The 23,149-nt window shown below is 71.8% G+C and carries 20 protein-coding genes; 6 read left to right on the top strand and 14 right to left on the bottom strand.

The features are described from left to right. Window positions 1–30: 30 nt before the first annotated feature. Together ABZ818_RS25040 and ABZ818_RS25035 are read right to left on the bottom strand one after the other, a co-directional pair. On the bottom strand, window positions 31–2,160 hold the full coding sequence (locus tag ABZ818_RS25040) for a serine/threonine-protein kinase (RefSeq protein ID WP_361418695.1): 2,130 nt from the start codon (window positions 2,158–2,160) through the stop codon (window positions 31–33). 357 nt (window positions 2,161–2,517) lie between these two features. Next, entirely contained in the window at window positions 2,518–4,224 is a 1,707-nt protein-coding gene (locus tag ABZ818_RS25035) for a glycerol-3-phosphate dehydrogenase/oxidase (RefSeq protein ID WP_361418692.1), read from the bottom strand. 300 nt (window positions 4,225–4,524) lie between these two features. Between ABZ818_RS25035 and ABZ818_RS25030 the strand changes: the two genes are divergently transcribed. Further along, window positions 4,525–5,733, top strand: coding sequence for a nucleotide sugar dehydrogenase (locus tag ABZ818_RS25030; RefSeq protein WP_361418689.1), 1,209 nt, complete (start codon window positions 4,525–4,527; stop codon window positions 5,731–5,733). A 207-nt stretch (window positions 5,734–5,940) separates the two neighbouring features. On the opposite strand, the gene ABZ818_RS25025 is transcribed toward ABZ818_RS25030, so the two are convergent. The 4 genes from ABZ818_RS25025 to ABZ818_RS25010 all read right to left on the bottom strand — a co-directional run bounded on the left by ABZ818_RS25025 (window position 5,941) and on the right by ABZ818_RS25010 (window position 10,489). Further along, complete coding sequence (locus ABZ818_RS25025) at window positions 5,941–7,065, bottom strand: GuaB3 family IMP dehydrogenase-related protein (RefSeq protein ID WP_361418686.1); 1,125 nt, start codon at window positions 7,063–7,065, stop codon at window positions 5,941–5,943. Between the two features lie 105 nt (window positions 7,066–7,170). Further along, window positions 7,171–8,673, bottom strand: coding sequence for an IMP dehydrogenase (gene guaB / locus ABZ818_RS25020; RefSeq protein ID WP_361418683.1), 1,503 nt, complete (start codon window positions 8,671–8,673; stop codon window positions 7,171–7,173). A gap of 155 nt (window positions 8,674–8,828) precedes the next feature. After that, a complete protein-coding gene (locus tag ABZ818_RS25015) occupies window positions 8,829–9,416 on the bottom strand; it encodes a sigma-70 family RNA polymerase sigma factor (protein ID WP_100569800.1) in 588 nt (195 codons plus the stop codon). 461 nt (window positions 9,417–9,877) lie between these two features. Continuing rightward, window positions 9,878–10,489: a response regulator transcription factor gene (locus ABZ818_RS25010; protein WP_003948568.1), complete on the bottom strand. Its 612-nt coding sequence runs from the start codon at window positions 10,487–10,489 to the stop codon at window positions 9,878–9,880. Between the two features lie 381 nt (window positions 10,490–10,870). Here ABZ818_RS25010 and ABZ818_RS25005 point away from each other — a divergent pair, with 381 nt between their 5' ends. Continuing rightward, window positions 10,871–11,200, top strand: coding sequence for a WhiB family transcriptional regulator (locus ABZ818_RS25005; protein ID WP_358733963.1), 330 nt, complete (start codon window positions 10,871–10,873; stop codon window positions 11,198–11,200). Window positions 11,201–11,295: 95 nt separating this feature from the next. On the opposite strand, the gene ABZ818_RS25000 is transcribed toward ABZ818_RS25005, so the two are convergent. Further along, window positions 11,296–12,204 carry a LysR family transcriptional regulator gene (locus ABZ818_RS25000; protein ID WP_361418679.1) on the bottom strand — a complete coding sequence of 303 codons (909 nt, stop codon included), beginning with the start codon at window positions 12,202–12,204 and terminating at the stop codon, window positions 11,296–11,298. 81 nt (window positions 12,205–12,285) lie between these two features. Here ABZ818_RS25000 and ABZ818_RS24995 point away from each other — a divergent pair, with 81 nt between their 5' ends. From ABZ818_RS24995 to ABZ818_RS24985, 3 genes are all read left to right on the top strand, one after another. Then, a complete protein-coding gene (locus tag ABZ818_RS24995; RefSeq protein WP_361418675.1) occupies window positions 12,286–12,966 on the top strand; it encodes an MOSC domain-containing protein in 681 nt (226 codons plus the stop codon). 119 nt (window positions 12,967–13,085) lie between these two features. Further along, window positions 13,086–13,859 (top strand): SDR family oxidoreductase, encoded by a 774-nt coding sequence (locus ABZ818_RS24990; protein ID WP_361418672.1) that lies wholly within the window; start codon window positions 13,086–13,088, stop codon window positions 13,857–13,859. Window positions 13,860–13,998: 139 nt separating this feature from the next. Then, window positions 13,999–14,706: an ester cyclase gene (locus ABZ818_RS24985; RefSeq protein ID WP_361418669.1), complete on the top strand. Its 708-nt coding sequence runs from the start codon at window positions 13,999–14,001 to the stop codon at window positions 14,704–14,706. Window positions 14,707–14,712: 6 nt separating this feature from the next. Here the strand turns inward: ABZ818_RS24985 and ABZ818_RS24980 are convergent, their stop codons facing one another. The 7 genes from ABZ818_RS24980 to ABZ818_RS24950 all read right to left on the bottom strand — a co-directional run bounded on the left by ABZ818_RS24980 (window position 14,713) and on the right by ABZ818_RS24950 (window position 21,843). Further along, entirely contained in the window at window positions 14,713–15,579 is an 867-nt protein-coding gene (locus ABZ818_RS24980; protein WP_361418789.1) for a biotin-dependent carboxyltransferase family protein, read from the bottom strand. Between the two features lie 416 nt (window positions 15,580–15,995). Then, window positions 15,996–16,670: an allophanate hydrolase subunit 1 gene (locus ABZ818_RS24975; protein ID WP_361418666.1), complete on the bottom strand. Its 675-nt coding sequence runs from the start codon at window positions 16,668–16,670 to the stop codon at window positions 15,996–15,998. Beyond that, a complete protein-coding gene (locus ABZ818_RS24970; protein ID WP_361418663.1) occupies window positions 16,667–17,446 on the bottom strand; it encodes a 5-oxoprolinase subunit PxpA in 780 nt (259 codons plus the stop codon). The genes ABZ818_RS24975 and ABZ818_RS24970 overlap by 4 nt, the downstream gene beginning before the upstream one ends. Before the next feature lie 203 nt (window positions 17,447–17,649). Then, complete coding sequence (gene groL / locus ABZ818_RS24965; RefSeq protein WP_361418660.1) at window positions 17,650–19,275, bottom strand: chaperonin GroEL; 1,626 nt, start codon at window positions 19,273–19,275, stop codon at window positions 17,650–17,652. 130 nt (window positions 19,276–19,405) lie between these two features. Further along, entirely contained in the window at window positions 19,406–19,714 is a 309-nt protein-coding gene (gene groES / locus ABZ818_RS24960; RefSeq protein ID WP_100569792.1) for a co-chaperone GroES, read from the bottom strand. Between the two features lie 351 nt (window positions 19,715–20,065). Next, a complete protein-coding gene (locus ABZ818_RS24955; RefSeq protein WP_361418656.1) occupies window positions 20,066–20,902 on the bottom strand; it encodes a polysaccharide deacetylase family protein in 837 nt (278 codons plus the stop codon). Next, window positions 20,899–21,843, bottom strand: coding sequence for a polysaccharide deacetylase family protein (locus ABZ818_RS24950; protein ID WP_361418653.1), 945 nt, complete (start codon window positions 21,841–21,843; stop codon window positions 20,899–20,901). The genes ABZ818_RS24955 and ABZ818_RS24950 overlap by 4 nt, the downstream gene beginning before the upstream one ends. On the opposite strand from ABZ818_RS24950, the gene ABZ818_RS24945 reads away from it, so the two are divergent. After that, window positions 21,826–23,142, top strand: a complete 1,317-nt coding sequence (locus tag ABZ818_RS24945) for a class I SAM-dependent methyltransferase (protein ID WP_361418650.1) — start codon at window positions 21,826–21,828, stop codon at window positions 23,140–23,142. The two genes, ABZ818_RS24950 and ABZ818_RS24945, sit on opposite strands and share 18 nt — an antisense overlap. Window positions 23,143–23,149: the final 7 nt, after the last annotated feature.

Below are 23,149 nucleotides of genomic sequence, written 5' to 3'. Positions count from 1 at the left end.
CGGGGACGGACGGCGGGACCGATCCGCTCACTACTTCTTGGGCCGGAAGGTCCCCGTCAGCGTCTTCCAGGTGCTCTTGCGCAGGTCGCTGTCCCACGTCGCGGCCTTCGCGCTGTACATCAGCGCGTGCCCGAGGTGGTCGTTCACCACGAACCCGCGGTCTATGGTGCGGTACTTGGTCCCGCCGTCGACGTAGGTGAACTCCCAGTCGGCGGTGTTCCAGCCGCGGTACTCCACCGCCTCTATGCGCACCCTCTGGTACTGAGAGCGCACCATGCCCTTTTCCTGGTTGGTCCAGTCGGTCACCGGGTCGCCCTTGGGCGTGGTGGTCCAGGCGACGAGCAGCCGTTGCCCGTCGGGGCCGGTGAAGCGGACACCCGCGGAGTCGGTGCTCGCGTACTTCCAGCCCTCGGGCAGCCCGATGGAGAAGCCCTGAGCACCCTTGTACGTCGACGCCACAGCGGCGCCGTCGTCCCCGGACCCGTCCCCGCCGGAGCCGGAGCCTGAATCGGAACCAGAACCGGAATCGGAACCCGCACCGGAGCCCTTGCCCGACTTCCCGGTGTCGGTGTCCGTGGCCGGTGTGCCGCCGGAGCCGTCGGCCTCCGTCTCGGAGCCGGACCGGGCCCCGCCCGTGGCGGGCTCGCCGCTCGCGTCCTTCTTGGTGGAGGCACCCGCGGACGAGCCGGCGGTGGCTGCCGTGCGGCCGGCCGCGTTCTTGTCTTCGCCGCCCTTGTCGTCACCGCCGAGCGTGAAGGCGAGCACGGTGCCGATCACCGCGAGCACCACGACCACCGCGACGATCACCAGCGTCCGCCGCGGCACCACGTCGGTGAGCGACGCCCTGGGCGCCGGGCGCGACGGCAGGTCCAGGTCCGGCGGGGTCATCACGGGCCACCCCGAACCGGGCCTCCCCGCCTGCGCACCACCGGCACCACTGTCCGAAGCGGACGCGGCCTGTGTCCGGGCCTCCGCCGCCTTCGCGCCGGACCCGCCCGCGGAGCCGGAGCCCGCCGGACCCGTGCCGCCGGACGCCGAGTCGGCACCGGCCCCGGCTGCCGCCGAGGGGTCCGACCCCGCCGCCACAGCGGCCTTGCGCACCGAGCGCAGTGCCCCGCGCAGCCGCTCGCCCGCCTCCTCGCCCCGCCTGCTCCCGGAACCCGAACCGGAGCCGGAACCGGAACGTCCCGAACCGTCTTTGCGGGAACGCCCGTCCGGCTGCTCGGGCAGCGGGACGACCTTGGTCGCGTCCGCGGGCGGCTCCGGCTCGGTGTCCTTCGGCTCGGGCGCGTTGACGACGGCCTTGAGCATGGTCCGGGCGCCCGCGTCGTCGAGCCGCTCGACCGGGTCCTTGTTGAGCAGGCCGTGGATGACGTCCCTGAGCGGGCCGGCGTTCCTGGGCTCCTCCAGCGGTTCGGTCATCACCGCGGTCAGGGTGGCGATCGCCGAGCCCTTGTCGTACGGCGGTGTGCCCTCCACCGCCGCGTAGAGCAGGCCGCCGAGCGACCACAGGTCGGCCGCCGGTCCGGGCTTGTGCCCGCGGGCCCGCTCCGGGGAGATGTAGGAGGGGGCGCCGACGAGCATGCCGGTGGAGGTGATGGACGGGTCGCCCTCGACCTGCGCGATGCCGAAGTCGGTGAGGACGACCCGGCCGTCATCGGCGATGAGCACGTTGGACGGCTTCACGTCGCGGTGCAGGATGCCCTGGCCGTGCGCGGAGCGCAGCACGTCGAGGACCGCGAGCCCGACCTCGGCCGCCCGCCGCGGCTCCAGCAGCCCGTCCTCGCGGATGACTTCGGCGAGGGACTTGCCCTCGACGAGTTCCATGACGATCCACGGCCGGTCGTCCTCGTCGACCACGTCGAAGACGGTCACCGCGCTGGTGTCGCGGATGCGCGCGATCGCCTTGGCCTCGCGCAGCGTGCGCGTGATCAGCCGCCGCTTCTCGTCCTCGTCGATGTTCGACGGGAAGCGCAGCTCCTTGACGGCCACGGTCCGGCCCAGGGTCTCGTCCTCGGCCCGCCACACCGTGCCCATGCCGCCGCGGCCGAGCACCTTCCCCAGCCGGTAGCGCCCGGCGAGAAGACGCTCGCTCCTGTCCTGCAGAGAGTCCTGACGAGTGTCCTGACGGGGTGTGCCCGCCCGCTCCGCGTCCGACATGCGTCCCCTCATGCAACCCGCCCTGACAGAGCCTCCATTGTCTCTCACCCGACATGCACGCGATGCCCAGGGGCCCCCTGAAAGCACCTCCGGGGCGGAGCCGAACGGCCCGTGGTACGCGTGGGAATGACGGGCCGTGACAACAAGGAAGCCATGGGTGCCGACCCTTCGGACCATTCCGGCCATAATCTGCGCCGGACCCTCGCGGCACGTGTCGTGCGTCTCGCGCGGGGTCGTGCGTCTCGCGCGGGACGTCGTGCGTCTCGCGCGGGGTCGTGCGTCTCGCGCGGGACGTCGTGCGTCTCGCGCGGGACGTCGTGCGTCTCGCGCGGGACGGTGGGCCGGGCCCCGGCCGGTTCACAACGGCACGATGTCCGGTGCTCCCAGCCGGGCCGCGTCGGCAGTCAGGTCGTCGGGCTGGCGCTGCGACTCCCGCTCGGCCTCCACCCGCTTCTCGTAGTGCTCGACCTCGCGTTCGATCTGGTCCTTGTCCCAGCCCAGCACCGGCGCCATCAGCTCGGCGGCCTCCCGGGCGCTGCGCGTGCCCCGGTCGAAGGTCTCGATGGATATGCGCGTACGCCGGGTCAGCACGTCGTCCAGGTGCCGGGCGCCCTCGTGGGAGGCGGCGTAGACGATCTCGGCGCGCAGATAGTCGTCGGCGGCCTTGAGGGGAGCGCCCAGCGTCGGGTCCTCGGCGACGAGGGCGAGCACCTCCCGCGCCGCCGTCCCGAACCTCCTCAACAGGTGCTCCACGCGCACCACATGGAGGCCGGTCTCGGCGGCGATGCGCGCCCGCGCGTTCCACAGGGCCGGGTAGCCCTCGGCGCCGAGCAGCGGGATCTCCTCGGTGACGCAGTCGGCGACGCGCATGTCGAGGCCGCGCACCGCCTCGTCGACGGCGTCCTTGGCCATCACCCGGTAGGTCGTGTACTTGCCGCCCGCGACCACGACGAGGCCGGGCGCCGGATGGGCCACGGTGTGCTCGCGCGAGAGCTTGCTGGTGGCGTCGGACTCCCCGGCCAGCAGCGGCCGGAGACCGGCGTAGACGCCCTGCACGTCGTCGCGGCCGAGCGGCACCGCGAGCACCGAGTTGACGTGCTCCAGGAGGTAGTCGATGTCGGCGCTGGAGGCGGCCGGGTGCGCCTTGTCGAGGTCCCAGCCGGTGTCGGTGGTGCCGACGATCCAGTGCCGGCCCCAGGGGATCACGAAGAGCACGGACTTCTCGGTGCGCAGGATCAGCCCGGTGGAGGAGTTGATGCGGTCCTTGGGCACGACGAGGTGGATGCCCTTGGAGGCCCGGACGTGGAACTGACCGCGCTCCCCCACCATCGCCTGGGTGTCGTCGGTCCACACCCCGGTGGCGTTGACGATCTGCTTGGCGCGGATCTCGTACTCCCCGCCGCCCTCCACGTCCCGTACCCGCGCGCCGACGACCCGCTCGCCCTCGCGCAGGAATCCGGTGACCCGGGCGCGGTTGGCGGCCTTCGCGCCGTACGACACCGCCGTGCGCACCAGGGTGGCCACGAAGCGGGCGTCGTCCATCTGGGCGTCGTAGTACTGAAGGGCGCCGACCAGGGCGTCCTTCCGCAGGCAGGGAGCCACCCGCAGGGCGTGACGGCGGGTCAGGTGACGGTGCAGCGGCAGGCCCCGGCCATGGCCGCGGGCCATCGACATGGCGTCGTACAGGGCGACGCCGGACCCGGCGTACAGGCGCTCCCAGCCCTGGTGCTGGAGCGGGTAGAGGAACGGCACCGGGCGGACGAGGTGGGGGGCGAGGCGTTCGAGCAGCAGGCCGCGCTCCTTCAGCGCCTCCCGGACCAGCGCGAAGTCGAGCATCTCTAGATAGCGCAGTCCGCCGTGTATCAGCTTGCTGGACCGGCTCGACGTGCCCGACGCCCAGTCACGCGCCTCCACGATGCCGGTGGCCAAGCCGCGGGTGACGGCGTCCAGAGCGGTGCCGGCGCCGACCACGCCTCCGCCCACGACCAGGATGTCCAGCTCCCGCTCGGCCATTCCCGCCAGTGCCTCGGCGCGCTGCGCCGGCCCCAGTGTCGCTGTCCTCACCACTGCCTCCCGCTGTCGGTCGCGCCGGCCGCACCCGTCGGGCGAAGCCCGCATCCATCCCCCATGCCTCAAGCGTGTCCCCCCACCTCCTGCCCATGCCCAAATTCTGACCGGGTTGCCCGCGTTCAGCCACCAGTCGCCCTCAGCCTGTGGACAACTCCGCGGGCGTACCGCGAAACACGCTGGTCAATCCCACATAACGGTCATATTTACTCCTAGTCTGACATTGCACTCGCTCGTCCTGTCCACAGGACTTGCGTGCCTGCCACGCCTCGGTTATTGGGAAGGACCGCCCACGCCATGCCCGCAGATCTCGCCGTCATCGGACTCGGCCCGCTCGGCCTGCCCCTGGCCCAGGCCGCCGTCTCCGCCGGCATCCCCACCCTCGGGTACCGCACCGGGAACGAGTCCGGCTCCCTCAGCCCCGCCGAACTGCGCCGGATGCTCTCGGGGGGCTTCCGGCCGGCCACCAACCCGGCCGAACTGGGCCGGGTGCGCACCGCGGTGATCTGCGCACCGACCCCGCGGGGCGCGGACGGCGGGCTCGACCTGAGCCAGGTGGAGGCCGCCGCCCGCACGCTCGCCGGGCAGATGCGCCCGCACACCACCGTGATCCTGGAGTCGCCCGCGCACCCCGGGACGACGGAGGAGTTCCTCCTCCCGCTGCTGGAGAAGGGCTCGGGGCTGCTGGCGGGCCGCGACTTCCACCTCGCCTACTCGCCCAGCCGCGTCGACCCCGGCAACCGCGAGATCACCCCGGCCAACACGCCGAAGGTGATCGGCGGCCTCACCCCGGCCTGCACCGAGTCGGCCGCGGCCTTCTACGGGCGGCTGACCGACAAGGTGGTGCGCGCACGAGGGTTGAGGGAGGCGGAGACGGTCCAGCTCCTGGAGACCAACTACCGGCACGTCAACATCGCCCTGGTCAACGAGATGGCCGTGCTCTGCCACGACCTGGGTGTCGACCTGTGGGACGTCGTGCGCTGCGCGGAGACCAAGCCGTACGGCTTCCAGGCCTTCCGCCCCGGCCCCGGTATCGGCGGCCACGGATTCCCGCAGGACCTGGCCGGCCACGCGGGCTGCGGGCTGCGCATGGTGGAACTCGCCGAGCAGGTCAACGGCCGCATGCCGCGCTACGTCGTGCAGCGCGCCGCCGCCCTGCTGAACGAGCACGGCAAGTCGGCGCGGGGCGCCCGCGTCCTGCTGCTGGGCGTGACGTACAAGGCCGACCTCGCCGACCTCCAGGGCACGCCCGCCGAGGAGATCGCCGTCCGGCTGACGGGCCTCGGCGCCTCGGTCAGCTACCACGACCCGTACGTGCCCGCGTGGAGCGTCCGTGACCGGCCCGTGCCCCGCGCGGACTGCCTGTACGAGGCGGTGGCCGACGCCGACCTGACGATCCTGCTCCAGCAGCACCGCACGTACGACCTCCAGGGCCTGTCGGTGAAGGCCCAGCTGCTCCTGGACACACGGGGAGCCACGCCCACGGGGGCGGCGCACCGGTTGTGAAAGGGGCGCGCGCGAACGCAGGATCCACCTCCTCCGGAACTTCAACGGCCGAAGCCGGTCCTGTTCCAGCCGAAGCCGGATGCGGTCCCACAAAACAACCGTGCGCCCCGTCCCGCACTGCGCGGACGCCCGGCACGCGCGAAGGGGCCCGGGCGCCCGCGTGAGCGGGTGACCGGGCCCCTGGCGTGGGCAGTGGACGCGGTGGGGCTACCGCTTGTGCTGCGAGTCCCCCACCGTCACCTCGACCCGCTGGAACTCCTTCAGCTCGCTGTACCCGGTCGTGGCCATGGCCCGCCGCAGGGCGCCGAAGAAGTTCATGGAGCCGTCGGGGGTGTGCGAGGGACCCGTGAGGACCTCCTCGATCGTGCCCACCGTGCCCAGGTCGACCTTCTTGCCGCGCGGCAGCTCCTCGTTGACGGCCTCCATGCCCCAGTGGTGGCCCTTGCCGGGCGCGTCGGTGGCACGGGCCAGCGGGGAGCCCATCATCACGGAGTCGGCACCGCAGGCGATCGCCTTGGGCAGGTCGCCGGACCAGCCGACGCCGCCGTCCGCGATCACGTGCACGTACCGGCCGCCGGACTCGTCCATGTAGTCGCGGCGGGCGGCGGCCACGTCGGCGACCGCGGTGGCCATCGGAACCTGGATGCCGAGCACGTTGCGCGTGGTGTGCGCGGCGCCGCCGCCGAAGCCGACCAGGACGCCGGCCGCGCCGGTGCGCATCAGGTGCAGGGCCGCGGTGTAGGTGGCGCAGCCACCGACGATCACCGGGACGTCGAGCTCGTAGATGAACTGCTTGAGGTTCAGCGGCTCGTGCGAGGACGACACGTGCTCCGCCGAGACCGTCGTGCCGCGGATGACGAAGATGTCCACGCCCGCGTCGACGACGGCCTTGGAGAACTGGGCGGTGCGCTGCGGGGAGAGGGCGGCGGCGGTGACCACGCCCGAGTCGCGCACCTGCTTGATCCGCGCGCCGATCAGCTCCTCCTTGATCGGAGCGGCGTAGATCTCCTGGAGGCGGCGGGTCGCCGTCCCGGCGGGCAGCCCGGCGATCTCGTCGAGCAGCGGCTGCGGGTCCTCGTACCGCGTCCACAGGCCCTCGAGGTTGAGCACGCCCAGGCCGCCCAGCTCGCCGATGCGGATGGCCGTGGCCGGGGAGACGACCGAGTCCATGGGGGCGGCCAGGAAGGGCAGCTCGAAGCGGTAGGCGTCGATCTGCCAGGCGATCGAGACCTCCTTCGGGTCCCGCGTACGGCGGCTGGGGACGACGGCGATGTCGTCGAAGGCGTACGCCCGGCGGCCGCGCTTGCCGCGCCCGATCTCGATCTCAGTCACGTCTGTGGCCTTTCCCTGATGCGTTGCAGCGTCTTCCAGTATCGCCGACACCCATGGCAAGGGCGGCCCCGGAGGCTTCCGGGGCCGCCCTTCACGGCGTGCCGCCTATTTGCTGCTGTAGTTCGGCGCCTCGACCGTCATCTGGATGTCGTGCGGGTGGGACTCCTTCAGGCCGGCCGAGGTGATCCGGACGAAGCGGCCCTTGGACTCCATCTCCTCGATGGTGGCCGCGCCCACATAGCCCATGGTCTGCCGCAGACCGCCGACGAGCTGGTGCAGGACGTTGGCCAGCGGGCCGCGGTAGGGCACCTGGCCCTCGATGCCCTCGGGCACGAGCTTGTCGTCGGAGGCGACCTCGGCCTGGAAGTAGCGGTCCTTCGAGTAGGACTTTGCCTGACCGCGGGACTGCATGGCGCCGAGCGAGCCCATGCCCCGGTACGACTTGAACTGCTTGCCGTTGATGAAGAGCAGCTCGCCGGGCGACTCCTCGCAGCCCGCGAGCAGGCTGCCCAGCATGACCGTGTCGGCACCGGCGGCGAGCGCCTTGCCGATGTCGCCGGAGTACTGGAGGCCACCGTCGCCGATCAGCGGGATGCCCGCCGGGCGGGCGGCGAGGGACGCCTCGTAGATGGCGGTGACCTGCGGGACGCCGATGCCGGCGACCACGCGCGTGGTGCAGATCGAGCCGGGGCCCACACCCACCTTGATGCCGTCGACACCGGCGTCGATCAGGGCCTGCGCGCCGTCGCGCGTGGCGACGTTGCCGCCGATCACGTCGACGGACACGCTCGACTTGATCTTCGACATCCAGCTCAGCGCGTTGCTGTTGTGGCCGTGCGAGGTGTCGACGACCAGGAAGTCCACGCCCGCCGCGGCGAGCGCCTGGGCACGCTCCAGGGCCTCGGGGCTGGCGCCCACCGCGGCACCGACGAGCAGCCTGCCCTCGGAGTCCTTGGCCGCGTTCGGGTACTGCTCCGCCTTGACGAAGTCCTTGACGGTGATCAGGCCCTTGAGGATGCCCGAGTCGTCGACCAGCGGCAGCTTCTCGATCTTGTGCTTGCGCAGCAGCTGCATGGCGTCGACGCCGGAGATGCCGACCTTGCCGGTGACCAGCGGCATCGGCGTCATGACATCGCGCACCTGGCGGCTGCGGTCGGTCTCGAAGGCCATGTCACGGTTGGTGACGATGCCCAGCAGCTTGCCGGCCGGGTCGGTGACGGGCACGCCGCTGATGCGGAACTTCGCGCACAGCGCGTCCGCCTCGGCGAGCGTCGCCTCCGGGTGCACGGTGATGGGGTCGGTGACCATGCCGGACTCGGACCGCTTGACCAGGTCGACCTGGTTGACCTGGTCCTCGACCGAGAGGTTGCGGTGCAGCACGCCGACGCCGCCCAGCCGGGCCATCGAGATCGCCATGCGGGACTCGGTCACCTTGTCCATCGCCGCCGAGAGCAGTGGGATGTTGACCCGGACGTTGCGGGAGATACGGGACGATGTGTCGACCGCGTTGGGGAGCACCTCGGATGCGCCCGGCAGGAGGAGCACGTCGTCGTAGGTCAGCCCGAGTGTCGCGAATTTCTCGGGCACTCCGTCGACGTTGGCAGTCATGACACCTTCCCCAAATGACCTTGATCGGTGCGGATGTCCATGCTAACGGGAAGCGTGGCTCTCTCATTCCACGGTTCTGGGCGGCTCCGTTCTTCGTATGTTCATACGGAACCGCCTTGACGCGCGTTCATCCGGAGCCGGGGCGGGACCGCCGCCTACTGTTCGGCCAGGGCGCGCAGCCGACTGAGCGCCCGGTGCTGGGCCACCCGGACCGCGCCTGGTGACATTCCCAACATCTGTCCCGTTTCCTCCGCGGTCAACCCCACCGCGATGCGCAGCAGCAGCAGCTCGCGCTGGTTCTCCGGGAGGCTGGCCAGCAGCTTCTTGGCCCACTCGGCGTCGCTGCTGAGCAGGGCGCGCTCCTCGGGGCCGAGCGAGTCGTCCGGACGCTCGGGCATCTCGTCCGAGGGCACGGCCGTCGAGCCCGGGTGCCGCATCGCGGCGCGCTGGAGGTCGGCGACCTTGTGGGCGGCGATGGCGAAGACGAAGGCCTCGAAGGGGCGCCCGGTGTCCTTGTAGCGCGGCAGGGCCAGCAGGACCGCGACGCAGACCTCCTGGGCGAGGTCCTCGACGAAGTGCCGGGCATCGCCCGGGAGCCGGGACAGCCGGGTGCGGCAGTAGCGCAGCGCCAGCGGATGCACACGGGCGAGCAGATCGTGCGTGGCCTGCTCGTCGCCGTCGACGGCGCGGTGGACGAGCGCACCGATCGCCCCCTGGGCAAGTGCCGCCTGGTCGTCGCGCATCGGTCCATGGTGCCTTGACGTCGTCCGTTCCGTGGCACCGCCTTCGTGGTTGTGCACCGAAGCGTTATGAGCAGGTGCGCCGAAGCTCATCCCCTGCGCCCTCCCCTTCCGCTCGACCAACTCGTCCGCGAGGAACTCCACACCCTCAAGGATGCGTCATCCGCGGCGAAACGAGCAGCGGGCGCCCGGCGGGGCGCTTTGCCACCGGCGTCCGCGATGAGGTACGGCACGTCAACCGCGATCCGGGCCCACGCCCTCACCGGGCCGCGACGGCTGCCGGCCGCCTCCCGACCGCCCGGGACCGGGGAGCCCGGGGAGCGGAGCCCGTGCGGAGACGCACGAGCGGCACGGCCGCACGACCGGCAGACCGGACGCCCCCCCACGCTCGTTGCCGTGCGTGGGGATGGCGTCGCGTGCCGGTACGCCGAATCGGGGCGATCCGACCGGGATCCGCACGGGTCCTAGCGGACCAGGCCCCAGCGGAAACCGAGGGCCACCGCGTGCGCGCGGTCCGAGGCACCGAGCTTCTTGAACAGCCGACGGGCGTGGGTCTTGACCGTGTCCTCGGAGAGGAACAGCTCGCGGCCGATCTCCGCGTTGGAGCGGCCGTGGCTCATGCCCTCCAGGACCTGGATCTCCCGCGCCGTGAGCGTGGGCGCGGCGCCCATCTCGGCCGAGCGCAGCCGGCGCGGCGCGAGCCGCCAGGTGGGGTCGGCGAGGGCCTGCGTCACCGTGGCCCGCAGCTCCGCACGGGAGGCGTCCTTGTGCAGGTACCCGCGTGCCCCGGCGGCCACGGCGAGCGCCACGCCGTCGAGGTCCTCGGCGACGGTGAGCATGATGATGCGCGCGCCGGGATCCGCGGACAGCAGGCGCCGGACGGTCTCGACGCCGCCCAGTCCGGGCATGCGCACGTCCATGAGAATGAGGTCGGAGCGGTCGGCGCCCCAGCGGCGGAGGACTTCCTCGCCGTTGGCCGCCGTCGTCACGCGCTCGACGCCGGGCACGGTCGCGACCGCGCGGCGCAGCGCCTCTCGGGCAAGCGGGGAGTCGTCGCAGACGAGGACGGATGTCATGGCCGTCCTCCGCAGCTGATGCGCGTCACCTTGAGCCTCCAGGCTGGTACGGAATCGTCACCTGTGCGGTCGACCGTCTCGGACGCCCGCCCGAGCGCTTGTGTTCTCAACCGCCTCCGCACTCTCAACGACGGTCACTCGAAAGAGTTACGGGGCTGTACGCCGTCTTCGGCACTCTACGTGAGGGAACGGACACAGAGCAGACATGAACGTCAGACCCTCAACTTTTCATCACAAGCTATGCCCCATTTAGCTCCTTTTGTTCCCGTTTCTAGGTGTCTGGAGCTAGATTCGCAATGAGTCATATTTTCATCTCCTTAGATCGGAGATGTACGGTCGTTGGCACCGTATCCGCCACGAACGGCTACAAGGGGTCACGTAATGGCAGATTTCTCCCGCCTTCCCGGACCGAACGCGGACCTGTGGGACTGGCAGTTGCTGGCTGCCTGCCGCGGGGTCGACAGCTCGCTCTTCTTCCATCCCGAGGGCGAGCGCGGGGCGGCTCGGAGTGCTCGAGAGAACTCGGCCAAGGAGGTCTGCATGAGGTGCCCGGTCCGTGCGGAGTGCGCGGCACACGCCCTGGCGGTGCGCGAGCCGTACGGAGTGTGGGGAGGCCTGACCGAGGACGAGCGCGAAGAGCTCATGGGGCGGGCACGGAACCGGCTGGTGTCGGCGTCGTCGACCAGCGGGGACACCGCCTCGGACAACTGAAGGAACGTTTCTTCTTATCCGGTCGCATTGAGCCGCAGCAGGGCACGCGCCAACGCGTGCCCTCGCGATACCCGATCCCCTTGTGTCAGTTTGTGTCAGCGGGCCCCGGCCCGCACCAGCTCCTCCAGCGTCGCCGCCACCGCAGGTACCTGTGCCAGGTCGGGCAGGGTGAGGGCGACGATCTCCCGCCGCACCGCCGGTTCCAGCTCCACGGTGCGCGCGCCCCTGGGCCGTACCGACTCGACCGCGAGCTGGGGCAGGACCGCGACCCCCAGTCCTGCGCCCACCAGGCCGACCACCGCCGGGTAGTCGTCCGTCGCGAAGTCGATGCGAGGCGTGAAGCCGGCGCCCTCGCACACCTGGACCAGCTGGCCGCGGCAGCGCGGGCAGCCCGCGATCCACGGTTCGCCCGCGAGTTCGCCGATGGCGACGGATCCCGCGCGGGCCAGCCGGTGCCGCTCGGGCACCAGCCCCACGAGCCGGTCGGTCAGCAGCGGCCGTACGACCAGGTCCTCCCACTCCCCGGCGCCCTCCCCCGCGCCCGCGGCCCCCTCGTAGCGGAAGGCGAGCGCCACGTCGCAGTCGCCCTGGCGCAGCAGTTCGACGGACCTCGGCGGCTCGGCCTCCTCCAGGGACACGCGGGTGCCGGGGTGCGCGGCGCGCAGCGCGGCGAGCGCGGTGGGCACGAGCGTGGAACTCCCGCTGGGGAAGGAGACGAGCCGTACCCGCCCGGCCCGCAGACCGGCGATGGCGGCGATCTCCTCCTCGGCGGCGGTGAGCCCGGCGAGGATGCCGGTGGCGTGCCGGACAAGCGCCTCGCCGGCCTGGGTCAGGCGCATCTCGCGGCCGGCCCGGACCAGCAGCGGAGTGCCGACGGCTGCCTCGAGGGCCTTCATCTGCTGGCTGACGGCGGGCTGGGTGCAGCCCAGTTCACGCCCTGCCGCGGAGAAGGAGCCGGTGGTGGCCACGGCACGCAGCACACGGAGATGACGAGCCTCGATCACACCACCGAGCATAAGTGAAACTTGGGCGAGCGGCGGATTATCGCGTCGACACTTTGACCGCCGCTCGCCTACCGTGCCGACATGAAGCTTCTGTCAGTGAACCTGGGCCGCCCGGAGGCCGTGCCGTACACCGACCAGCCGGAGGGCGTGACCGGCATCGGCAAGCTGCCGGTGGACGGGCCGGTCGAGGTGGCGGCGCCCGGGCCCAAGGGGGTCGGTGCGAGCGGGCTGGCCGGGGACGCGGTGTGCGACACGCGGCACCACGGCGGCGACGACCAGGCGGTGTACGCGGTGGCGCGCGAGGACCTCGACGCATGGGAGCGCGAGCTGGGCCGGACGCTGGCCAACGGCGCCTTCGGCGAGAACCTCACCACGCTCGGCCTGGACATCACCGGCGCGCGGATCGGCGAGCGCTGGCGCATCGGCTCGCCGCTTGGTCCTTCGGTGCTCCTGGAGGTCACCAGCGGCCGGATTCCCTGCCGGACTTTCCAGGGCCATCTGGGTGAGAAGGGGTGGGTGAAGCGGTTCACGCGCGGGGCGGCGCCGGGCGCGTATCTGCGGGTGCTCGAAGCCGGTGAGATCCGGGCGGGCGACCCCGTCGAGATCGTGCACCGCCCGGACCACGACGTGACCGTGGGCCTGCAGTTCCGGGCCATGACGACCGAGCGCCCGCTGCTGCCCCGGTTGCTCGCGGCGGGTGCGGCGCTGCACCCGGAGACGCTGGCGGCGGCCCGGAAGTACGCGCGCGAATACGCGGGCTGACCCGCCGTCATCGCCCTGCCGGCACGTGGACGGACAGGGGGCGGACACGTGGACACCACCGATCGGGAGGGCCTGTGCAGAGATCGGGACAACGCGCCGGGGACCACTAACCTTTCGGCATGACAACGGCTCTGATTACGGGATCGACCGCGGGCATCGGCGCCGCCTTCGCGCGGCGGCTGGCGGCCGACGGGCACAACCTGGTGCTGGTGGCTCGCGACACCGCGCGCCTGACGGAGCAGGCCACCGAACTGCACGACCGGCACGGCATCGAGGCCGAGGTGCTGACGGCCGACCTGGCGACGGACGCGGGCATCGAGGCGGTCGCCGCCCGGCTGGGCGACCGCAAGGACCCCGTGGACCTGCTGGTCAACAACGCGGGCTTCGGCAACAAGGGCCGTTTCCTGGACGTGTCGATGCCCGACGAGCTCAGGATGATCAAGGTGCACGTCGAGGCGGTGCTGCGGCTGACGTCGGCGGCGACCGCGGCGATGCGCGAACGCGGCCGGGGCGGGGTCGTGAACGTGGCCTCGGTGGCCGCCTTCGTACCGCGCGGCACGTACGGCGCGTCGAAGGCGTGGGTCGTGCAGTTCACCCAGGGCGCGGCGCGCGACCTGGCCGGCAGCGGCGTACGGCTGATGGCGCTGTGCCCCGGCTTCGTGCGCACCGAGTTCCACCAGCGGGCCGGCATGGGCACGGACAACATCCCGAACTGGATGTGGCTGGACGCGGACAAGCTGGTCGCGGCGGCCCTGACGGATCTGGCCCACGGCAAGACCCTGTCCATCCCGGACCCTCGGTACAAGGCGCTGATGGGTCTGGTGAAGGTGACACCGCGTGGCCTGCTGGGTGGGATCACCTCGAAGACGGGCCGCAAGTACGGCCCGCAATGACGTCGCGGAGGTGACGTACCGAGGTGACGTACGGAGGTGACGACGGCGCTCCGGTGGGAAAATGGGCTGTTCGGACATATTTCCTTCCCGGACCTCCTTGACGGAGAGCCGGACCAGGCCGGGGGACCGGAGGCGCGTCATGACCTTCGTACAGCTCATCGACTGCAGGACGAGCCGGTTCGAGGAGATGAACCGGCTGCTGGACAGCTGGGTCGAGAAGACCGGGGGCAGGCGGACCGCGACGCACGCGGTCGTCGGCAAGGACCGGTCGGACGGAGCCCACGTCGTCGAGCTGGTGGAGTTCCCGTCGTACGAGGAGGCGATGCGGAGCTCGAACCTGCCGGAGACCGACGAGATCTTCCGGGGCCTGGTCGCCCTCTGCGACGAGACGCCCACCTTCACGGACCTGGACGTCGTCCGGGACGAGCAGCTCTGCGAGGTCGCCGTGCGCCGTTTCTACGGCACCCTCACGACCGCCGGTGAGCTGCCGCCGCTCAACGACCTGCTCGACGAGGACTGCCACAGCCACGATCCCGTCAATCCCCAGGTCACCATCGGTCTGGACGCCATCCGCCGCGACTTCCGCATGTGGCGCGACGCCTTCGACGCCTCCTTCACGGTCGAGGACCTGGTGGCGCAGGGCGACCGGGTCTGCGCCCGCTGGAGCTGGACCGCCACGCACCAGGGCGAGTTCCTCGGCATCGCGCCCACCGGCAGGCGGGTCACCATGACCGGCATGACCGTCTTCCGCTTCGGCGGCAACGGCAGGATCGCCGAGCTGTGGTGGCAGCACGACCAGTTGGGACTGCTGCAGCAGCTGGGGGCGCTGGACGAGTTGGAGCAGTAGCGATACTCACCTGGTGGCACGGAAGCGGACGGCGGCGCCCGGCGGGATCTGTCCGGCCAGGGGCAGGTCGGCGGCGTCGACGACCGCGATGACCGGGTAACCGCCGGTGACGGGGTGGTCGGTGAGGAACAGCACCGGCCTGCCGTTCGGCGGGACCTGGAGGGCGCCCGGCACCATGCCCTCGGCCGGTAGCTCCCCGTCACGGACATGCGTCAGGGCCGGGCCGTCGAGCCGGATGCCGATCCGGTTGCTGCGGCTGGTCGCCTCCCAGCGGGCGCCGAGCAGCGCCGCGTACGAGGCGTCGTCGAACCAGTCGTCGCGCGGCCCGCGCACCACGCGCAGCGTGAACTCGCGCGGCGGTGCCGTGCGCGGTGCCAGGTCCACGCCCGGGAAGGGAAGCACGGGGCGGCCGACCGGCAGCCGGTCGCCGGTGCGCAGGGGCCGGAGGCCGATGCCGGAGAGCAGGTCGGTGGAGCGGGAGCCGAGGAGCAGCGGCGTGTCGAGCCCGCCGCGCACGGCGAGGTACGTCCGCAGCCCCGTGCCGGGCACGCCCAGGTGCAGCGTCTGACCGTCGTGCAGCGGGAACGGCGCGTCGACCGGGACGGACCGGCCGTCCACGGTGGCCGGGCACGGCGCCCCCGTCAGGGCCGCGTACAGCACCGACGGCGCCCCGGACGGCGTACGGCAGTGCACGCGCACCCGCAGGCCGCCGAAGGTGGTCTCGATCCCGGCCACGTCCTGGGGATTTCCCACGAGCCGGTTGGCGAGGGCCAGCGAGTCCCGGTCGGCCGCACCGGAGCCCGGCACTCCGAGGTGGGCCCAGCCGGGCCGACCGAGGTCCTGGACCGTGGCGAGCGGACCGGGCGCCAGGATCTCGAGGCAGGAACCGGTCGCCGGGGCGGTTGTGGCCGGGTCGGGCGTGGCCGAAGCGCTCGCCGCCAGGGCGGTCGCGGCCGGGGCGCTCGCCGCCGGAACGGTCGGGGCCGCAGCGGTCGTGGCCGGAACACTCGCCGCCAGAGCGCTCACCATCGGGTCGGTCGCCGCTTGGTCGGTCGTGGTCGGGTCGGTCGTGGTCGGGTCGGTCGTGGTCGGGTCGGTCGTAGTCGGGTCGGTCGTAGTCGGACCACTCGCCGCCAGAGCGCTCGTGGCCGGGTCGGGCGTGGCCGGAACACTCACCATCGGGTCGGTCGTGGCCGGAGCGCTCGCCATCGGGTCGGTCGTGGTTGGAGCGCTCGCCGTCTGGGCGCTCGTGGCCAGGCCGTCGGCTGTCACCTTCGGTGCGGGCGTCGTCACCGTGGCTCCTCGGGGACGAAGCGGACGTGGCTGCCGGGGACCAGCAGTGCCGGTGGGTCGCGCCGCTCGTCCCACAGCATGGCGTCGGTGGTGCCGAGTAGTTGCCAGCCGCCGGGCGAGGAGCGCGGATAGACGCCCGTGAAACCGCCGGCGACGGCGACCGAGCCCGTCGGCACCGCGGTGCGCGGCTCGGACCGGCGCGGCAGGCGCAGCAGCGGATCGGTGCCCGTGAGGTAGCCGAAGCCCGGGGCGAAGCCCGTGAAAGCGACCGTGTAGAGGGGTGCGGTGTGCCGGGTGATCACCTCGCCGACACCCAGGCCCGTCGACTCGGCCACGTGGGACAGGTCCTCGCCGTCGTAGCGGACGGTGAGGGTGACGATCCGCTCACCGGCCGGCTCGGCGGACTCGGCCGGTGCCGAAGGGGTGCCGGGGGTGAACCGCCCGGCCGGGCCGAGAGCCGCCGCGTGCTCCGTCACGGCCGCAGCCACGGCAGGGTGGGCGGTGATCGCGGGGTCGTAGGTGACGAGCAGCGTGCGGGCGGCCGCGACCAGTTCCCGGACGCCGCGCGGGCGGTCCGCCTCCAGCGCGCCGCGCAGTGCCAGCACCTGCTCCAGGCCGTCGGCCTCGACCAGCAGGGCGTGGCTGCCGACCCGGCGGATCCCGACGCTCACGCCGGCACCGTCAGCGGCTTCGGCACGGCGAACGACGTCGGGGCGAGACCGGCCCGCTCCAGCTCCTCACGCAGCCGGCGCGCGATCGCGACCGCGTCGGCCGTGTCGCCGTGCACGCACAACGACCGTACGGACAGCGGAACGTCGCTGCCGTCCACGGCCTCCACCACGCCCTCGGTCACCATGCGCAGACAGCGCCGCACGATCACCTCCGGGTCGTGCAGCACCGCGCCGGGTTCGCGGCGCGGAACCAAGGTGCCCGCGGGGGTGTACGCCCGGTCGGCGAAGGCCTCGTGGACCGGGGTGAGCCCGGCCGCGCCGGCGGTGCGCAGCCAGACACTGCCCGGCAGGCCAAGCACCGGAAGCTCCGGGTCGTAGCGGCGCACGGCCTCCGCGACGGCGGCGGCCTGCGCCTCGTGGTGGACGATCGTGTTGTAGAGGGCGCCGTGCGGCTTCACGTACGCGACGCGGGTGCCGGCGAGCCGGGCGAAGCCGTCCAGCGCGGCGATCTGGTAGACGACGTCGTTGACCAGTTCGGCGGGGTCGACGTCAATGAAGCGGCGCCCGAAGCCCGCCAGGTCCCGGTAGCCCACCTGGGCGCCGATGGCGACGCCGCGCTCGGCGGCCCGCTCGCACGTCCGGCGCATCACGGTGGGGTCGCCGGCGTGGAAGCCGCAGGCCACGTTGGCGCTGGTGACGAGGGACAGCAGCGCGTCGTCGTCACCGAGCCGCCACTGCCCGAAGCCCTCGCCGAGGTCACTGTTGAGATCGATCATGAACGCTCCGCAGCTCGGTTCTGCCACTCGGGACGGATCATGCCGTGCGGGTCGCGGTACTCGGCGACGGCGTCCCTTCGCGCCGGGCCGTCGCACCCCCGCATCATGCCGCAGGCCACCGACAACGGGACCGACGACGACGGTGCCCGGCGCCCCCGTAGGGGTGCCGGGCACCGGTGGTTCGGTTCAGCTCAGCGGAGTGCTCAGTGGGCGTGGCCGTGGCCGTGGCCCGCGGCGGCCGGCTCTTCCTCTTCCTTCTTCTCGACGACCAGGGTCTCGGTCGTGAGCAGGAGGGAGGCGATGGAGGCGGCGTTCTCCAGGGCGGAGCGGGTGACCTTGACCGGGTCGATGACGCCGGCCTTGATCAGGTCGCCGTACTCGCCGGTGGCGGCGTTGTAGCCGCTGCCCTTCTCCAGCTCCGCCACCTTGGAGACGATGACGTAGCCCTCGAGACCGGCGTTCTCGGCGATCCAGCGCAGCGGCTCGACGGCGGCGCGGCGGACGACCGCGACACCCGTGGCCTCGTCGCCGGTCTTGTCGAGGTTGCCCTCCAGGACCTTCACGGCGTGGACGAGCGCGGAGCCACCACCGGAGACGATGCCCTCCTCGACCGCGGCGCGGGTCGCGGAGATGGCGTCCTCCAGACGGTGCTTCTTCTCCTTCAGCTCCACCTCGGTGGCGGCGCCGACCTTGATCACGCACACGCCGCCGGCCAGCTTCGCGAGGCGCTCCTGGAGCTTCTCGCGGTCCCAGTCGGAGTCGGTGTTCTCGATCTCGGCCTTGATCTGGGAGATGCGGCCCTCCACGTCCCCCTTCTTGCCGGCGCCGTCGACGATCGTGGTGTCGTCCTTGGTGACGGTGACGCGGCGGGCGGAGCCGAGGACGTCCAGACCGGCCTGGTCGAGCTTGAGGCCGACCTCCTCGGAGATGACCGTGGCGCCGGTGAGGACCGCCATGTCCTGGAGCATCGCCTTGCGGCGGTCGCCGAAGCCGGGGGCCTTGACGGCCACGGCGTTGAACGTGCCGCGGATCTTGTTGACGACCAGGGTCGACAGGGCCTCGCCGTCGACGTCCTCGGCGATGATCAGCAGCGGCTTCGAGGCGTTGCCCTGGATGATCTTCTCGAGGAGCGGGAGCAGGTCCGCGATGGCGGAGATCTTGCCCTGGTGGATCAGGATGTACGGGTCGTCGAGGACGGCCTCCATACGCTCCTGGTCCGTGACGAAGTACGGGGACAGGTAGCCCTTGTCGAAGGCCATGCCCTCGGTGAAGTCCAGCTCCAGACCGAAGGTGTTGGACTCCTCGACGGTGATGACACCGTCCTTGCCGACCTTGTCCATCGCCTCGGCGATGAGCTCGCCGACCTGCTGGTCCTGGGCGGACAGCGCGGCGACGGCGGCGATGTCGGACTTCTCGTCGATCGGGCGGGCCGAGGCGTGCAGGTCGTCGGAGACGGCCTTGACCGCGGCGTCGATGCCCTTCTTGAGCGCGGCCGGGGAGGCGCCCGCGGCGACGTTCTTCAGGCCCTCGCGCACGAGCGCCTGGGCGAGCACGGTGGCGGTGGTGGTGCCGTCACCCGCGATGTCGTTGGTCTTGGTCGCCACCTCCTTCACCAGCTGGGCGCCGAGGTTCTCGTACGGGTCCTCGATCTCGACCTCACGGGCGATGGTGACGCCGTCGTTGGTGATGGTGGGCGCGCCGAACTTCTTGTCGATGACGACGTTGCGGCCCTTGGGGCCGATCGTCACCTTGACCGTGTCGGCAAGCTTGTTGACGCCGCGCTCGAGGGCGCGACGGGCGTCCTCGTCGAACTTCAGGATCTTCGCCATGGCAGCGGGAGCCCTCTCGAAATCTGGTGGAAAGACACTGCGCCCCGGGCGCCCGGCTTCTTATCGGTCGCGGGGGGCCAGGGGCGCAGCTCAAACAGAATTGCTTCGTCTTCGTGAAGAAGCGGGTGAACTACTTCTCGATGATCGCGAGGACGTCGCGAGCCGAGAGGACGAGGTACTCCTCGTTGTTGTACTTCACCTCGGTGCCGCCGTACTTGCTGTAGAGCACGACGTCGCCGACCTTCACGTCAAGCGGAAGACGGTTGCCGTCCTCGAAGCGGCCCGGGCCCACGGCCAGGACGACGCCCTCCTGGGGCTTCTCCTTCGCGGTGTCCGGGATGACCAGGCCAGAGGCCGTGGTCTGCTCGGCGTCCAGCGGCTGGACCACGATGCGGTCCTCGAGCGGCTTGATGGCAACCTTGGTGCTGGCGGTCGTCACGATCCGACCTCCCCCTTCGGAGATCTCACGGGGTTAACTGTCTGAGGTGGCGACCAGGTGGATCCGTCGTCGCGGGTGCCGGACCTGCCCGTCGCTTTGTTGGCACTCTCCAGGGGGGAGTGCCAGACCTGAGACTATGACCGTCGTTAGCACTCGGTCAAGCGGAGTGCCAATTGCCTCGTGGCGCGTCGGGGGTGGGGTGCGTTTGGGGGAACGTGTGTTCAAGGTGCTGTGGGTCTGTGCGGACGGCCCTGAGGGCTTCGCCCCCGGACCCCCGTCTTCGGCCTGGACGGCCTCGTCCTCAAGCGCCGGACGGGCTGCTTGATGCCGGACTCGGCTGAGAACCCCTGCTCAGAGATAGTCCTGCAGCCGGCCCACCGTCAGGCCCTTCTTCTGGATTCTGCGGAGCAGGCGGGTCGTGCGGTCGCGTAGGGGTGGGCCGTCGAGGTCGTCGTCGTCCGAGGCGACGAGGAGGATGTCACCGGGGCGCAGTTCGTGGGGGCCGTGCCTGAAGCGCAGGCCGGTGTCGGTCGTGACGCCACGCCACAGGGCGACCGCCGAGACCCCGCAGTCGGCGGCGGCGCGCAGGGTCGTCGTGTCGTATCTGCCGTAGGGCGGGCGGAAGAGACGGGGGCTGACGCCGAAGCGGGAGCGGATCTTGTCCCGCTGGCCGCAGATCTCGGCGCGCTGGCCCGCGTAGGACAGGCCGCGCAGCGAGGGGTGGTCCAGGGTGTGGTTCTGGAGGTCCGCGCCGACCGACATCAGGTGCGCGAAGTGCCCGTACCCCGGTCCGACGACACTGTCCGTGAGGAACATGCTGACCGGCAGCCGCAGTTCACGGACCATGTCGACGAACCGCGGATCCTTCTCCGCGCCGTCGTCGTAGGTGAGGAAGACCACCGGGTCGGAGGTCGCGACGCGGTCCACGACCTCGGGCAGGCCGCCGGACGGGGTGGCGCCGGCGAGCCGCGGCGGACGGTCCGGCGGCTTCGGCGGGGCGGCGAGCGGCGCCCTGAGCCCCCAGCGCCGGTAGGCCTGGTCGGCCGTCGGGCTCTGCGACCGTACGCCCTGGGCCGCCTTGCGGCCGAGCCGCTCAAGGGGGTCGACGGACGTGGCACAGCTGGTCAGCAGCGAGGCGGCGAACAGGGCCGCGACCAGGTGCCGCGGCCGGACGGGCCGCGGTTTCACAGGTAGTCCTCCAGCCGGGCCACCGCGTACCCGTCGGCCGTGACCTTGTTCAGGAACCGGCGCATGTCGTCGGCCATCGTGCCGTTCCACTCGCTGCGGCCCCGGAAGTGGGTGAGCACGATGTCGCCGGGCCGCAGCCGCCGGTCGTCCTCGCGGAACTCCCAGTGGTCGACGTAGACCTCCTCGTTCCAGATGGGCGCGTACTCGATGCCGCAGGACCTGGCGGCGCGCAGGGTGTCCTGGTTGTAGTTGCCGTACGGCGGGCGGAACATCTTCGGGCGCTTGCCGAACCGCTCCTCCATGATGTCCTGCATGCCGCAGATCTCGCGCTTCTGCTCTTCGTAGGAGAGGGCCGGCAGGTAGCGGTGGTGCAGGGTGTGGTTGTTGAGGGTGACCCCGGTGCCCTGCATCTTCCAGAAGTAGCCGTAGTCGCCCTTGATGAGGTCGTCGGTGAGGAACGCCGTGTACGGGATCTTCAGGTCCCGCATCATCCGCAGGAACTCCGGGTCCTTCTCCGCTCCGTCGTCGATGGTGAGGAAGACGACCTTGTCCTTGGTGGGGACCGTGGTGAAGACCGGGGGCAGGTTCCAGTCCTTCTGGTGTTTCACCTCGAAACCGGCGCGGGCGGTGGCCTTCGGCTTCGTGGTGGGCGGCGGCGGGGGGATCAGCGGGACCCGCTCCAGACTCCAGCGCTTGGCGGTGGCCACCCGCTGCGCGTAGGAGGTGTGCAGGCGGTCGGCGAAGGAGCCGGGGGCGGCAGCGGGGGCGGGGGGCCCTTGAGGGCGCTGCTGGCCGGGGGCCGGGCGCACCTGCGCCTCCGGCTCTGCGCAGCCGGAGGCGAGGGCGGCGACAGCGAGCACCGCGAGCCCGCCGCGGATCCGGGTCTTGTGACTCGGGGCCCTTTCCGGGCCCTTTTTATCATTTTGTACTACTTGCCTCATGGCGCCGGATCCTCGCAGGCCACCGCCCGGAATCCGGGGCGACACCGCGGCCGCAGGCACACCGTCCACCGACTGGCCCACAATGACCCGGTGAACGACCACCTCCACGCCTTCGCCTCGCTGCTCACCCCCGAGGGCCGCGCCCTCCTCGACGAGGTGCGCGGTACCGAACCCGCCGACGAACTCGCGGTCGCCACCCGGCTGCGCCGTGAGCACCCCGCCGAACTGGTGTCGGCGGCGCTCGGCCAGGCCCGGCTGCGGCAGCGGGCGGCCGCGAAGTTCGGGGCCGAGGACGCGGGGCGGATGTTCTTCACGCCGAACGGGGTGGAGCAGTCGACGCGGGCGAGCGTGGCGGCGTACCGGGCGGGCCGGCTGCGGGAGTCGGGGGCGTCCTCGGTCGCGGACCTGTGCTGCGGGATCGGCGGCGACGCGATCGCCCTCGCCCGCGCCGGGATCCGGGTCCTCGCCGTGGACCGGGACCCGCTGACCGCCGCCGCGGCCCGTGCGAACGCCGAGGCGCTCGGGGTGGCGGACCTGATCGAGGTACGGGAGGCGGACGTCACGGAGGTCGACACTGCGTCGTACGACGCGGTGTTCGTGGACCCGGCCCGCAGAGCGGGCGGAGGAAGGGGCGGCGGCCGGGCCGCGGGCGGGCGCATCTTCGACCCCGAGGCGTACTCGCCGCCGCTGTCCTGGGCCGTCGGCGCCGCGCTCCGGGCGCCCCGCGCGGCCCTGAAGATCGCCCCCGGCATCCCGCACGAGCTGGTCCCGCCGCAGGCCGAGGCCGAGTGGATCTCCGACGGCGGGGACGTGAAGGAGGCGGTGCTGTGGTTCGGCACCGAGCCGGGCCTGGTCCGGGCCACCCTGCTGCCCGGCCCGCGCACCCTGCGCGGCCGCGGCCTGCCCGACCCCCCGGTCCGCGCCCCGGGCCGCTACCTGTACGAGCCCGACGGCGCCGTGATCCGCGCCCACCTGGTCGCCGAGGCCGCCCGGGAAATCGACGGCGGCCTGATCGACGCGACCATCGCGTACGTGACCGCCGACGAACTCCGCCCCACCCCGTACGCCACCGCCTACGAGATCACCGACCGGCTCCCCTTCAACGTCAAGAAGCTGAAGGCCCTGCTGCGGGAGCGCGAGGTGGGCGCGCTGACCGTGAAGAAGCGGGGCTCTGCGGTCGAGCCGGAGGAACTGCGCAGGAAGGTCCTTCCGAAGCCGCACGGCAAGAACGCGGCGACGGTGTTCCTCACCCGGGTCGCCGGGTCCCCCACCATGCTGCTCGGCCACCGGGCGGGCTGACGCCCTC

The organism is Streptomyces sp. NPDC047453 (genome assembly GCF_040643155.1).
Lineage (GTDB): Bacteria > Actinomycetota > Actinomycetes > Streptomycetales > Streptomycetaceae > Streptomyces.
Note: the sequence above shows the minus strand (reverse complement) of the source record. Positions and strands in the feature narration are given on the sequence as shown.

Bases quoted from the DNA above. Each gene is read 5' to 3' on its own strand.
- ABZ818_RS25015 (WP_100569800.1), bottom strand. From the start codon at position 9,416: ATGCGCGACGACCAGGCGGCACTTGCCCAGGGGGCGATCGGTGCGCTC.
- ABZ818_RS25040 (WP_361418695.1), bottom strand. From the start codon at position 2,160: ATGTCGGACGCGGAGCGGGCGGGCACACCCCGTCAGGACACTCGTCAG.
- guaB (WP_361418683.1), bottom strand. From the start codon at position 8,673: ATGACTGCCAACGTCGACGGAGTGCCCGAGAAATTCGCGACACTCGGG.
- ABZ818_RS24990 (WP_361418672.1), top strand. From the start codon at position 13,086: ATGACAACGGCTCTGATTACGGGATCGACCGCGGGCATCGGCGCCGCC.
- ABZ818_RS24950 (WP_361418653.1), bottom strand. From the start codon at position 21,843: ATGAGGCAAGTAGTACAAAATGATAAAAAGGGCCCGGAAAGGGCCCCG.
- groL (WP_361418660.1), bottom strand. From the start codon at position 19,275: ATGGCGAAGATCCTGAAGTTCGACGAGGACGCCCGTCGCGCCCTCGAG.
- ABZ818_RS25005 (WP_358733963.1), top strand. From the start codon at position 10,871: ATGGCAGATTTCTCCCGCCTTCCCGGACCGAACGCGGACCTGTGGGAC.
- ABZ818_RS25010 (WP_003948568.1), bottom strand. From the start codon at position 10,489: ATGACATCCGTCCTCGTCTGCGACGACTCCCCGCTTGCCCGAGAGGCG.
- ABZ818_RS24995 (WP_361418675.1), top strand. From the start codon at position 12,286: ATGAAGCTTCTGTCAGTGAACCTGGGCCGCCCGGAGGCCGTGCCGTAC.
- ABZ818_RS24985 (WP_361418669.1), top strand. From the start codon at position 13,999: ATGACCTTCGTACAGCTCATCGACTGCAGGACGAGCCGGTTCGAGGAG.
- ABZ818_RS24970 (WP_361418663.1), bottom strand. From the start codon at position 17,446: ATGATCGATCTCAACAGTGACCTCGGCGAGGGCTTCGGGCAGTGGCGG.
- ABZ818_RS25030 (WP_361418689.1), top strand. From the start codon at position 4,525: ATGCCCGCAGATCTCGCCGTCATCGGACTCGGCCCGCTCGGCCTGCCC.